At 38.1% G+C, this 12500-nt stretch carries 12 protein-coding genes and 1 riboswitch; of the genes, 11 read left to right on the top strand and 1 reads right to left on the bottom strand.

Going from position 1 to position 12500, the window contains the following annotated elements; genetic code table 11:
• Positions 1 to 105 precede the first annotated feature (105 nt).
• Entirely contained in the window at positions 106 to 387 is a 282-nt protein-coding gene (locus BAU28_RS08185) for a hypothetical protein (protein WP_071718297.1), read from the bottom strand.
• Positions 388 to 669: 282 nt separating this feature from the next.
• Positions 670 to 771, top strand: a riboswitch (purine riboswitch).
• Positions 772 to 881: 110 nt separating this feature from the next.
• Between BAU28_RS08185 and purE the strand changes: the two genes are divergently transcribed.
• From purE to purH, 11 genes are all read left to right on the top strand, one after another.
• Complete coding sequence (gene purE, locus BAU28_RS08180) at positions 882 to 1367, top strand: 5-(carboxyamino)imidazole ribonucleotide mutase (protein WP_071718296.1); 486 nt, start codon at positions 882 to 884, stop codon at positions 1365 to 1367.
• Positions 1364 to 2515, top strand: a complete 1152-nt coding sequence (purK, locus tag BAU28_RS08175) for a 5-(carboxyamino)imidazole ribonucleotide synthase (protein WP_071718295.1) — start codon at positions 1364 to 1366, stop codon at positions 2513 to 2515. Before purE ends, purK begins: the two co-directional genes overlap by 4 nt.
• On the top strand, positions 2512 to 3819 hold the full coding sequence (gene purB / locus BAU28_RS08170; protein ID WP_025150164.1) for an adenylosuccinate lyase: 1308 nt from the start codon (positions 2512 to 2514) through the stop codon (positions 3817 to 3819). The genes purK and purB overlap by 4 nt, the downstream gene beginning before the upstream one ends.
• An 88-nt stretch (positions 3820 to 3907) precedes the next feature.
• Positions 3908 to 4627, top strand: a complete 720-nt coding sequence (gene purC, locus BAU28_RS08165; RefSeq protein ID WP_001170546.1) for a phosphoribosylaminoimidazolesuccinocarboxamide synthase — start codon at positions 3908 to 3910, stop codon at positions 4625 to 4627.
• Positions 4620 to 4874 carry a phosphoribosylformylglycinamidine synthase subunit PurS gene (purS, locus tag BAU28_RS08160; RefSeq protein WP_000278820.1) on the top strand — a complete coding sequence of 85 codons (255 nt, stop codon included), beginning with the start codon at positions 4620 to 4622 and terminating at the stop codon, positions 4872 to 4874. The genes purC and purS overlap by 8 nt, the downstream gene beginning before the upstream one ends.
• Complete coding sequence (gene purQ, locus BAU28_RS08155; RefSeq protein ID WP_048375606.1) at positions 4871 to 5554, top strand: phosphoribosylformylglycinamidine synthase subunit PurQ; 684 nt, start codon at positions 4871 to 4873, stop codon at positions 5552 to 5554. Before purS ends, purQ begins: the two co-directional genes overlap by 4 nt.
• Positions 5538 to 7757 carry a phosphoribosylformylglycinamidine synthase II gene (purL, locus tag BAU28_RS08150; protein ID WP_071718294.1) on the top strand — a complete coding sequence of 740 codons (2220 nt, stop codon included), beginning with the start codon at positions 5538 to 5540 and terminating at the stop codon, positions 7755 to 7757. The genes purQ and purL overlap by 17 nt, the downstream gene beginning before the upstream one ends.
• Complete coding sequence (gene purF, locus BAU28_RS08145; protein ID WP_002174606.1) at positions 7742 to 9157, top strand: amidophosphoribosyltransferase; 1416 nt, start codon at positions 7742 to 7744, stop codon at positions 9155 to 9157. The genes purL and purF overlap by 16 nt, the downstream gene beginning before the upstream one ends.
• Positions 9158 to 9260: 103 nt before the next feature.
• Entirely contained in the window at positions 9261 to 10301 is a 1041-nt protein-coding gene (gene purM / locus BAU28_RS08140; protein ID WP_071718293.1) for a phosphoribosylformylglycinamidine cyclo-ligase, read from the top strand.
• A complete protein-coding gene (gene purN, locus BAU28_RS08135) occupies positions 10298 to 10885 on the top strand; it encodes a phosphoribosylglycinamide formyltransferase (protein WP_000088570.1) in 588 nt (195 codons plus the stop codon). The genes purM and purN overlap by 4 nt, the downstream gene beginning before the upstream one ends.
• A gap of 24 nt (positions 10886 to 10909) precedes the next feature.
• On the top strand, positions 10910 to 12445 hold the full coding sequence (gene purH, locus BAU28_RS08130; RefSeq protein WP_071718292.1) for a bifunctional phosphoribosylaminoimidazolecarboxamide formyltransferase/IMP cyclohydrolase: 1536 nt from the start codon (positions 10910 to 10912) through the stop codon (positions 12443 to 12445).
• Positions 12446 to 12500 lie beyond the last annotated feature (55 nt).

Genomic DNA, 12500 nt, shown 5'->3' with positions numbered 1-12500 from the left:
AAGCTCTCTAGCGCCGATGGTAGTTGGGACCTTGTCCCTGTGAGAGTAGGACGTCGCCAAGCAAAAACCTAAGTCGTTTCGACTTAGGTTTTTTTGTGTTTATTTTTATTTACCAAATGTTGAAATCCATAAGTTTAATAACGCTAAAGACGAAAAAAGAATGAAATAGAGGCTATTTAAAATAATGACAATGATTTTTTGTACTCCCGGTTTTTCGAATGCTCCTAAAATAATGCCTAAGATAGGACACATTATTTCTATCACAAGTATATATTTAAAATAATGAGAGTAGAAAAAATGGGATGATATAAATAAGTATTCAATAATTACGGCAATTACTGCGATAGAGAAAAATAAATAGGATAATAGCATAGTCCTTTTTTTCACAGTTATCCCCCTTAGAAATTAAATTGCTACAATATAAGTTCTATTGATGTATAGAACACAAGAGTGTATATATTTTGATTTAAAACATACTGAAGTACTATATAAACAATTATACGTAAAATAGATCTCTAGAAATATATATTCTAATTCCCTTTCCATCTTGCATATAGTTGCAATTCTTCTTTTGAATATAACTAAAACACGAACGTTAACGATAAGTAATAAAAAAACATTCGATTATTTATTGACATTGTTTATGAAATATTGTTAATATAGCCATAGAAACAATAATATATAAGACCTCATATAATCGCGGGGATATGGCCTGCAAGTCTCTACCTAACGACCGTTATTCGTTAGACTATGAGGGAAAGTCACTCGGTATTTTTCTATTCACAAGGGATACGTATGCCTGAGTAGAGCGCTTTCTCTCATAGTAAAAGAGAAACTGTTCTATTTCAGGCTTTTTTTATTTGAATCGGGGGGATTCTAATATGAAATCACTAGTTGGAGTCATAATGGGAAGCACGTCAGACTGGGAAACAATGAAATATGCTTGTGACATTTTAGATGAATTAGATATACCGTATGAGAAAAAAGTTGTATCCGCTCATCGGACTCCGGATTATATGTTTGAATATGCAGAAACAGCTCGTGAACGTGGATTAAAAGTTATTATTGCTGGAGCTGGTGGAGCAGCGCATTTACCAGGAATGGTTGCAGCGAAGACAAATCTTCCTGTAATCGGTGTTCCAGTTCAATCAAAAGCATTAAACGGCTTAGATTCATTATTATCCATCGTCCAAATGCCAGGAGGGGTTCCAGTTGCAACTGTTGCAATTGGTAAGGCTGGTTCAACAAATGCTGGATTACTTGCTGCACAAATACTTGGATCATTTCATGATGACATACATGATGCATTAGAACTGAGACGAGAAGCTATTGAGAAAACTGTGCGTGAAGGTAGTGAGCTAGTATGACGAGAATCATTTTACCTGGAAAAACAATCGGCATTATTGGAGGCGGCCAGCTTGGAAGAATGATGGCGCTGGCAGCTAAGGAGATGGGATATAAAATTGCTGTTTTAGATCCTACAAAGCATTCACCATGTGCACAAGTTGCTGATGTCGAAGTTGTTGCACCGTATGACGATTTAAAAGCAATTCAGCATTTAGCAGAGAGAAGCGACGTTGTCACATATGAATTTGAGAATATTGATTATAGATGTTTACAATGGCTTGAAAAACATGCTTACTTACCACAAGGTAGTCAGTTGTTAAATAAAACGCAAAATCGTTTTACAGAAAAGAATGCAATTGAGAAAGCTGGGTTACCAGTAGCAACGTATAGATTAGTTCAAAATCAAAATCAGCTTACTGAAGCGATTGCTGAGTTATCATTTCCTTCCGTCTTAAAAACGACGACAGGTGGATATGATGGGAAAGGGCAAGTTGTTTTAAGAAGTGAAGCTGATGTTGAGAAGGCACGAGAGCTTGCGAATGAAGCAGAGTGCATTCTAGAAAAATGGGTGCCTTTTGAAAAAGAAGTATCAGTTATTGTAATTCGTAGTGTAAGTGGTGAAACGAAAGTATTTCCGGTAGCGGAAAATATTCATGTGAATAACATCTTGCATGAATCTATCGTTCCAGCTCGCATTACAGAAGAACTTTCTCAAAAAGCAATTGCTTACGCAAAAGTGCTTGCGGATGAATTAGAACTTGTGGGAACACTTGCGGTAGAGATGTTTGCTACTGCTGACGGTGAGATTTATATTAATGAATTAGCACCAAGACCTCACAATTCAGGACATTATACACTTGATGCATGTGAAACGAGTCAATTTGGCCAACATATTCGAGCAATCTGTAATTTACCTCTTGGAGAAACAAATTTGTTAAAACCAGTTGTCATGGTGAACATTTTAGGCGAACATATAGAAGGGGTCCTAGGACAAGTGAATAGATTAACCGGGTGCTATTTACACTTGTATGGAAAAGAAGAAGCAAAAGCGCAGCGAAAAATGGGGCATGTTAATATTTTAAATGATAATATTGAAGTCGCCCTAGAAAAAGCGAAGAGTTTGCATATTTGGGACCATCAAGAACAACTGTTGGAGGGAAAAAGATGATTAGTCGTTATACACGCCCTGAAATGGGTGCGATTTGGACGGAAGAAAACAAATTTAAAGCGTGGTTAGAAGTTGAGATTTTAGCTTGTGAAGCATGGGCTGAGCTTGGCGATATTCCAAAAGAAGATGTTAAAAAAATTCGTGAGCATGCATCATTTGATATTGATCGTATTTATGAAATTGAAAAAGAGACACGTCATGACGTAGTTGCATTCACTCGTGCTGTATCAGAAACACCAGCATTAGGTGAGGAACGTAAATGGGTTCATTACGGTTTAACATCTACAGACGTAGTAGATACAGCGTTATCTTACATCTTAAAACAAGCGAATGAAATCTTATTAAAAGACTTAGAAAACTTTGTTAGCATTTTAGCTAACAAAGCAAAAGAGCATAAATACACGATCATGATGGGAAGAACACATGGTGTTCATGCAGAACCAACAACATTTGGTTTAAAACTTGGTCTTTGGTATGAAGAAATGAAACGTAACGTAGAGCGTTTCAAACAAGCTGCTAATACAGTTCGCGTTGGTAAATTATCTGGTGCGGTTGGTACATTTGCAAATATCGATCCATTCGTAGAAAAGTATGTTTGTGAAAACTTAGGATTAGAAGCAGCACCTATTTCAACACAAACATTGCAACGTGATCGCCATGCTCATTACATGTCAACACTTGCACTAATCGCAACATCTATTGAAAAGATGGCAGTTGAGATTCGTGGTTTACAAAAGAGTGAAACACGTGAAGTTGAAGAGGCTTTCGCAAAAGGCCAAAAAGGTTCTTCTGCAATGCCACATAAACGTAATCCAATTGGATCTGAAAATATGACTGGTTTAGCTCGTGTTATCCGCGGTTATATGATGACAGCTTACGAGAATGTTCCATTATGGCATGAACGCGATATCTCTCACTCTTCTGCAGAACGCGTAATTTTACCAGATGCTACAATCGCGTTAAATTACATGTTAAATCGCTTTGGTAATATCGTTAAAAACTTAACTGTATACCCAGAGAATATGAAACGTAATATGACAAGAACATACGGCTTAATTTATTCTCAGCGCGTAATGCTTACACTAATCGACAAAGGTATGGTGCGTGAAGAAGCTTATGATATCGTACAGCCTAAAGCGATGGAAGCTTGGGAAACACAAGTACAATTTAAAGAACTTGTAGAAGCTGATGAGCGTATTACGAGCAAATTAACACAAGAAGAAATTAATGAATGCTTCAATTATGAGCATCATATGCAACACGTTGATACAATCTTTGAACGCCTTGGATTAAACGAAGCGTAAAATTTTATATGGCACAGAATAGAGTCATTCTGTGCCATTCTTTATAAAAATATTATTCACATTTTTCAAACTACAGGGGGCTTGCGAAATGCAAAAGCTAGAATTGCTGTATGAAGGTAAGGCAAAAAGAATTTATCGTACAGAATCAGCAGATATGGTTTGGGTAGAGTACAAAGATAGTGCGACTGCTTTCAATGGGGAGAAAAAAGAGACGATTACAGGAAAAGGTCGTTTGAACAATGAGATTACAACTTTATTGTTCAGAAAGTTACAAGAAGTGGGAATAAAAACACATTTTGTTGAGAAGTTATCTGAAACAGAGCAACTTGTAAAAAAAGTGAGTATTATTCCTTTAGAAGTTGTCACAAGAAATGTAATTGCAGGAAGTCTTTCAAAACGATTAGGAATGGAAGAGGGAACTGTACTTGCAGAACCAATCGTAGAATTTTACTTCAAAGATGATGATTTAGGAGATCCGCTTGTAACGGAAGATCATATTCGTGTATTAAACGTTGCATCGCCAGAGCAAGTAAGCGTATTACGAGATATGGCTCTACAAATCAATCAAGTATTGATTGAGCATTTCGCAAGCTGTCGTGTAAGATTAGTAGATTTCAAATTAGAGTTTGGCGTAACAGAAGAAGGGGAAATCATATTAGCGGATGAAATTTCACCAGATACTTGCCGTTTATGGGATGAAACGAGCAATGAAAAGTTTGATAAAGACGTATTCCGTCGCGATCTTGGAAATTTAACAGAAGCTTATGAAGAGATTTTAAAACGTTTAGGGGGAATTTCACATGTATAAAGTTAAGGTATATGTAACGTTAAGAGAAAGCGTATTAGATCCACAAGGAACAGCAGTAAAAGGGGCACTTCATAGTCTTTCGTTCACAGAAGTACAAGACGTTCGAATCGGAAAGTACATGGAACTAACAATTGATAAATCAGTATCTGACCTTGACGCAAAGGTAAAGGAAATGTGTGAAAAACTATTAGCGAACGTTGTAATGGAAGACTTCCGTTATGAAGTTGAGGAGGTTGTCGCACAGTGAAATTTGCCGTAATAGTATTTCCGGGTTCGAACTGTGATGTCGATATGTTCCATGCAATTAAAGATGAGCTTGGCGAAGAAGTAGATTACGTTTGGCACGATACAGAGAATTTAGATGAATATGATGCAATTTTACTACCAGGTGGATTCTCATACGGTGACTACTTACGCTGTGGTGCTATTTCTCGCTTTGCTAATGCAATGAAAGCAGTGCAAAAAGCTGCTGAGCAAGGAAAGCCGATTTTAGGTGTATGTAATGGATTCCAGATTCTTGTTGAATCAGGATTACTACCAGGAGCATTAATGAGAAACGAAAACTTAAAATTTATGTGCCGTACTGTTCAGTTACGCGTTGAAAATAACGAAACGATGTTTACATCACAATATGAAAAAGATGAAGTAATCAATATTCCAATCGCTCATGGTGAGGGGAATTACTATTGTGATGAAGAAACTCTTAAAAGATTAGAAGAGAACAATCAAATCGCATTCCGTTACGTAGAAAATCCGAACGGTAGCGTTTCAGATATTGCTGGTATTGTAAATGAAAAAGGAAATGTACTTGGTATGATGCCACACCCAGAGCGTGCTGTAGATGAATTACTTGGTGGTGCTGAAGGGTTAAAAGTCTTTCAATCTATTTTAAAACAGTGGAGGGAAACATATGTCGTTAATGCTTGAACCAAATCCAATACAAATTAAAGAAGAGCGTATATATGCGGAAATGGGGCTAACAGACGAAGAGTTTGCCATGGTTGAAAAGATTTTAGGCCGTTTGCCGAATTATACAGAAACAGGATTATTCTCTGTAATGTGGTCTGAACATTGTAGTTATAAAAATTCAAAACCAGTTCTTCGCAAATTCCCAACGACAGGTGAGCGTGTCCTGCAAGGGCCTGGAGAAGGCGCTGGAATTGTAGATATCGGTGATAATCAAGCTGTTGTATTTAAAATGGAAAGTCATAACCATCCTTCTGCTATTGAACCATATCAAGGAGCAGCAACAGGTGTCGGCGGTATTATTCGTGATGTATTCTCTATGGGAGCACGTCCGGTAGCTCTATTAAACTCACTTCGCTTCGGTGAATTACAATCACCACGTGTGAAATATTTATTCGAAGAAGTAGTAGCGGGAATCGCAGGATACGGTAACTGCATCGGTATTCCTACTGTTGGTGGAGAAGTACAGTTTGATCCATGTTATGAAGGAAATCCACTTGTAAATGCAATGTGTGTAGGCTTAATTAATCATGAAGATATTAAAAAAGGGCAAGCACATGGTGCTGGTAATACAGTAATGTACGTAGGAGCATCAACTGGTCGTGATGGTATTCACGGTGCAACATTCGCATCTGAAGAGCTATCTGAAAGCTCAGAAGCGAAACGCCCGGCGGTTCAAGTAGGGGATCCATTTATGGAGAAACTTCTTATTGAAGCTTGCTTAGAATTAATTCAATCGGATGCACTTGTTGGAATTCAAGATATGGGAGCTGCTGGTTTGACATCATCTTCTGCGGAAATGGCAAGTAAAGCAGGTATGGGTATTGAAATGTACTTAGATGATGTACCGCAGCGTGAAACAGGAATGACACCGTATGAAATGATGCTATCTGAATCACAAGAGCGTATGTTAATTGTTGTAAAAAAAGGTAGAGAGCAAGAAATAGTAGATTTATTCGAGAAGTACGGTCTTGCAGCAGTTACGATGGGGAAAGTAACTGAAGATAAAATGCTTCGCTTATTCCATAAAGGTGAAATGGTAGCTGAGGTTCCAGCAGATGCTTTAGCAGAAGAAGCGCCAATTTATCATAAACCATCAAAAGAAGCAGCATACTTTGCTGAGTTCCAGCAAATGAAAATGGAAACACCAAAAGTAGAAGATTATAAAGAAACGTTATTCGCTCTATTACAACAACCGACGATTGCAAGTAAAGAGTGGGTTTATGATCAATATGATTATCAAGTACGCACAAGCACAGTTGTTACACCAGGTTCAGATGCAGCGGTTGTACGTGTACGTGATACAGAAAAGGCTTTAGCAATGACGACGGATTGTAACTCTCGCTACATTTATTTAGATCCAGAAATGGGTGGGAAAATTGCAGTAGCAGAGGCAGCACGTAATATCGTATGTTCTGGTGGAGAGCCACTTGCAATTACAGATTGCTTAAACTTTGGTAATCCAGAAAAGCCAGAGATCTTCTGGCAAATTGAGAAATCAGTAGACGGTATGAGTGAAGCTTGTCGCACATTACAAACGCCAGTTATCGGCGGGAATGTATCAATGTATAACGAGCGTAGTGGTGAAGCTGTATATCCAACACCAACTGTTGGGATGGTTGGACTTGTACACGACTTAAAACACGTAACAACACAAGAATTTAAGCAAGCTGGCGACTTAGTTTATGTAATCGGAGAAACGAAAGCTGAGTTTGGTGGAAGTGAATTACAGAAAATGATTTACGGCAAAATTTTCGGTCAATCACCAAGCATCGATCTAGATGTAGAATTAAAACGCCAAAAACAAGTATTAAAAGCAATTCAAGCCGGCCTTGTTCAATCTGCACATGATGTTGCTGAAGGTGGTTTAGCAGTTGCGATTTCTGAAAGTGCAATTGGTGCTAACGGTTTAGGTGCTACTGTGAAATTAGACGGAGAAGAAACGGCGGCATTATTTGCGGAATCACAATCTCGCTTCGTTATAACTGTAAAACGTGAAAATAAAGAAGCGTTCGAGAAAGTGGTCGAAGCAATTCAAGTTGGAGAAGTGACAAATACAAATGAAGTAACAATTCATAATGAAGAAAATGAAGTATTACTTACAGCAAATGTAGATGAAATGAGAAAGGCTTGGAAAGGGGCAATCCCATGCTTGCTGAAATAAAGGGGTTAAATGAAGAATGTGGCGTTTTCGGAATTTGGGGGCATGAAAATGCAGCACAAGTTTCGTACTACGGATTGCACAGTTTGCAGCACCGTGGCCAAGAAGGCGCAGGCATTGTTGTAAATAATGGGGAAAAAATCATCGGTCACAAGGGGTTAGGTTTAATATCAGAAGTGTTTTCAAGAGGTGAGCTAGAAGGATTAAACGGAAAATCAGCAATTGGACACGTACGATATGCGACAGCAGGTGGAAGTGAAGTTGCTAATGTTCAACCATTATTATTCCGTTTTTCTGACCATAGTATGGCATTAGCTCATAACGGAAATTTAATTAATGCAAAGATGCTTCGCCGTGAATTAGAGGCAGAGGGAAGCATTTTTCAAACAAGTTCAGATACAGAAGTACTTTTACATCTAATTAAACGTAGTACAAAAGATTCTTTAATTGAAAGTGTAAAAGACGCTCTAAATAAAGTGAAAGGTGCGTTTGCATATCTTTTACTAACTGGAAATGAAATGATTGTTGCGCTAGATCCAAATGGATTCCGTCCCCTTTCAATTGGGAAAATGGGTGATGCTTACGTTGTAGCATCAGAAACATGCGCTTTCGATGTAGTAGGTGCAACATACATTCGTGATGTAGAACCTGGTGAATTACTTATCATTAATGATGAAGGAATTCACGTAGATCGTTTCACAAACGATGTAGAACATGCAATTTGTAGTATGGAATACATTTACTTTGCACGCCCAGATTCTAATATCGCTGGTATTAATGTCCACGCAGCACGTAAAAACATGGGGAAACGTTTAGCGGCAGAAGCTCCTATTGAAGCTGATGTTGTTACTGGTGTGCCAGACTCTAGTATTTCAGCAGCAATCGGTTATGCTGAGGCGACAGGTATTCCGTATGAGTTAGGGTTAATTAAAAATCGTTACGTTGGACGTACATTTATTCAACCTTCTCAAGAACTGCGTGAGCAAGGGGTAAAGATGAAGCTTTCCGCAGTAAGAGGTGTAGTTGAAGGGAAACGAGTTGTTATGATTGATGACTCTATTGTAAGAGGGACGACAAGTAAACGAATTGTTCGTATGCTTCGTGAGGCTGGAGCGACAGAAGTTCATGTAAGAATTGCTTCACCACCTCTGAAGTATCCATGCTTCTATGGCATTGATATTCAAACGAGAAAAGAATTAATTGCAGCAAATAATACAGTAGAAGAAATCCGTGAAATGATCGGTGCGGATTCACTAACATTTTTAAGTGAAGATGGATTAGTAGATGCAATTGGACGCCCATATGAAGGGAAATACGGTGGCTTATGTATGGCTTACTTCAATGGAGACTACCCAACAGCTCTTTATGATTATGAGCAAGAGCTTTTAGAAAGTATGAAATAAGAAAGTGAAAAAAGCTTCTACTTCTTTTGATGTAGAAGCTAGCTCCTTTCTTAAAACGGCCGCCCTGGATGGGGAGAAATTAAAAGACGAGGTGTAAAAAACGATGGCGAATGCATATAAGCAAGCAGGAGTAGATATTGAAGCTGGATATGAAGCGGTATCTCGCATGAAAAAACACGTACAAACAACAATGAGAAAAGAAGTACTAGGCGGTTTAGGCGGTTTTGGAGGTATGTTTGATCTATCAAAATTTGCATTAGAAGAACCTGTTTTAGTATCTGGAACAGATGGCGTGGGAACAAAATTGATGCTCGCTTTTATGGCAGATAAACATGACACAATTGGTATTGATGCAGTAGCAATGTGTGTAAATGATATTGTTGTCCAAGGAGCAGAGCCGCTTTTCTTCCTTGATTATATTGCTTGTGGTAAAGCTGAACCTAGTAAAATTGAAAACATCGTCAAAGGTATATCAGAGGGCTGTCGCCAAGCTGGTTGTGCATTAATTGGTGGGGAAACAGCTGAAATGCCAGGTATGTATTCTACAGAAGAATACGATTTAGCTGGTTTTACAGTTGGAATTGTTGATAAAAAGAAAATTGTAACAGGTGGAAAGATTGAAGCTGGTCACGTATTAATTGGCTTAGCATCTAGTGGTATTCATAGTAACGGTTATTCATTAGTACGAAAGGTGTTACTAGAAGATGGACAGTTATCTTTAGACCGTATTTATGGGCGTTTAGAACTACCTCTTGGTGAAGAATTATTAAAACCAACGAAAATTTATGTCAAACCTATTTTAGAACTATTGAAGAAACATGAAGTATACGGTATGGCGCATATTACAGGTGGCGGGTTCATTGAAAATATTCCACGTATGTTGCCAGAAGGAATCGGTGCAGAAATTGAACTAGGGTCTTGGGAAATTCAGCCGATCTTCAATTTACTTCAAGAAGTTGGGAAACTAGAAGAGAAAGAAATGTTCAATATTTTTAACATGGGTATTGGTATGGTAGTAGCGGTGAAAGAAGAAGATGCAAAAGATGTTGTTCGTCTTCTTGAAGAGCAAGGAGAAACAGCTCGTATTATTGGACGTACTGTACAAGGGGCTGGCGTTACCTTTAATGGGGGCACAGCACTATGAGTAGATTAGCAGTTTTTGCTTCTGGAAGCGGATCTAACTTTCAATCTCTCGTTAATGCAGTAGAAGAAAAAAGATTGGATGCAGATATTAGTCTATTAGTATGTGATAAACCAGAGGCACGCGTTATTGGGCGGGCACATTATCATCATATTCCGTGTTTCGCCTTTTCAGCGAAAGCATATGAGTCAAAGGAAGCATTTGAAAAAGAAATATTAAAGAAACTAGAAGAATATGAAATTGATTATGTTATTTTAGCTGGATATATGCGTTTAATTGGGCCGACTTTACTAGAAGCGTACGGCGGGAAGATTATTAATATTCATCCATCACTACTACCGAGTTTTCCAGGTAAAGATGCTGTCGGTCAAGCATTAGAAGCAGGTGTGAAAGTAACTGGAGTAACAATTCATTATGTAGATGCAGGTATGGATACAGGTCCAATTATTGCACAAGAAGCAGTAGTTGTATCTGAAGGGGATACGAGAGAAAGCTTACAAAAGAAAATTCAACAAGTTGAGCATAAATTGTACGTCAATACAGTGAATCAAATTGTTCAGTCTGTGAAAGAGCCAACCGTTAACTAACATACAACCAGGGGTGAAGGATAAATGAAAAAGCGTGCATTAGTAAGTGTTTCAGATAAAACAGGTGTAGTAGAATTTGTTAAAGGTTTACTTGAACAAGGGATTGAAGTTATTTCAACAGGTGGTACGAAAAAATTACTAGAAGAAAACGGTTTACAAGTAATCGGTATTTCTGAAGTAACTGGTTTCCCTGAAATTATGGATGGACGTGTAAAAACATTACATCCAAATATCCATGGTGGTCTATTAGCAGTACGTGATAATGAAACGCATGTGGCGCAAATGAATGAATTAGGTATTCAAGCAATTGATTTTGTTGTTGTAAACTTATATCCATTCAAAGAAACAATCGCCAAGCCTGATGTAACATTTGCTGATGCAATTGAAAATATTGATATCGGTGGCCCAACAATGATTCGCTCTGCTGCGAAAAATCATAAATTTGTATCGGTAATTGTAGATCCAGTAGATTATGATGTTGTATTAGCAGAACTGAAAGAGAACGGTGAAGTAGCAGATGAAACGAAACGTAAATTAGCAGCGAAAGTATTCCGTCATACAGCAGCATATGATGCATTAATTTCTAATTATTTAACAGAGCAAATGGGTGAAGAAAGCCCAGAAACATTAACTGTGACATTTGAGAAAAAGCAAGATTTACGTTATGGAGAAAATCCACATCAAAAAGCAACATTCTATAAAGCGCCATTCGCTGCAACTTCTTCTGTTGCATACGCAGAACAGTTGCACGGTAAAGAATTGTCTTATAACAATATCAACGATGCAGACGCAGCACTTAGCATTGTAAAAGAATTTACAGAACCAGCAGTAGTAGCGGTAAAACATATGAATCCATGTGGCGTTGGAGTGGGTGCTGATATTCATGAAGCATACACACGTGCTTATGAAGCGGATCCAGTATCAATCTTCGGAGGCATTATTGCAGCAAATCGTGAAATTGATAAAGCTACAGCTGAAAAGCTACATGAGATTTTCTTAGAAATTGTTATTGCACCTTCTTTCTCACAGGAAGCTTTAGAAGTGTTGCAAAGTAAGAAAAACTTACGCCTACTAACTGTAAATATTGAAAAGGCAACGACTGCAAGCAAAAAGCTAACTTCTGTACAAGGTGGTCTTCTTGTTCAAGAGGAAGATACGTTATCATTAGATGAAAGTACGATTTCGATTCCAACGAAACGTGAACCATCAGAGCAAGAATGGAAAGATTTAAAACTAGCTTGGAAAGTTGTAAAACATGTGAAATCAAATGCAATTGTTTTAGCGAAAGATGATATGACAATTGGCGTCGGTGCTGGACAAATGAACCGTGTAGGTTCTGCAAAAATTGCAATTACACAAGCTGGCGAAAAAGCACAAGGCAGCGCACTTGCATCTGATGCCTTCTTCCCAATGCCAGATACAGTAGAAGAAGCAGCAAAAGCAGGTATTACAGCAATTATCCAACCAGGTGGATCAATCCGTGATGAGGATTCTATTAAGATGGCAGATGAGTATGGGATTGCTATGGTGTTCACTGGCGTACGTCATTTCAAACATTAATAGAGGATGTTTAAAAAGTCCGGTCAAGATAACCTGCGCATGTCGTCGTTGCATT

It is taken from the genome of Bacillus paramycoides, assembly GCF_001884235.1.
GTDB lineage: Bacteria > Bacillota > Bacilli > Bacillales > Bacillaceae_G > Bacillus_A > Bacillus_A paramycoides.
Note: the sequence above shows the minus strand (reverse complement) of the source record. Positions and strands in the feature narration are given on the sequence as shown.

Excerpts from the sequence above, each read along its gene's own strand:
- purS (WP_000278820.1), top strand. The coding sequence starts at position 4,620 with ATGTATAAAGTTAAGGTATATGTAACGTTAAGAGAAAGCGTATTAGAT.
- purM (WP_071718293.1), top strand. The coding sequence starts at position 9,261 with ATGGCGAATGCATATAAGCAAGCAGGAGTAGATATTGAAGCTGGATAT.
- purE (WP_071718296.1), top strand. The coding sequence starts at position 882 with ATGAAATCACTAGTTGGAGTCATAATGGGAAGCACGTCAGACTGGGAA.
- purB (WP_025150164.1), top strand. The coding sequence starts at position 2,512 with ATGATTAGTCGTTATACACGCCCTGAAATGGGTGCGATTTGGACGGAA.
- purN (WP_000088570.1), top strand. The coding sequence starts at position 10,298 with ATGAGTAGATTAGCAGTTTTTGCTTCTGGAAGCGGATCTAACTTTCAA.
- purK (WP_071718295.1), top strand. The coding sequence starts at position 1,364 with ATGACGAGAATCATTTTACCTGGAAAAACAATCGGCATTATTGGAGGC.
- purC (WP_001170546.1), top strand. The coding sequence starts at position 3,908 with ATGCAAAAGCTAGAATTGCTGTATGAAGGTAAGGCAAAAAGAATTTAT.
- purH (WP_071718292.1), top strand. The coding sequence starts at position 10,910 with ATGAAAAAGCGTGCATTAGTAAGTGTTTCAGATAAAACAGGTGTAGTA.
- purL (WP_071718294.1), top strand. The coding sequence starts at position 5,538 with ATGTCGTTAATGCTTGAACCAAATCCAATACAAATTAAAGAAGAGCGT.
- purF (WP_002174606.1), top strand. The coding sequence starts at position 7,742 with ATGCTTGCTGAAATAAAGGGGTTAAATGAAGAATGTGGCGTTTTCGGA.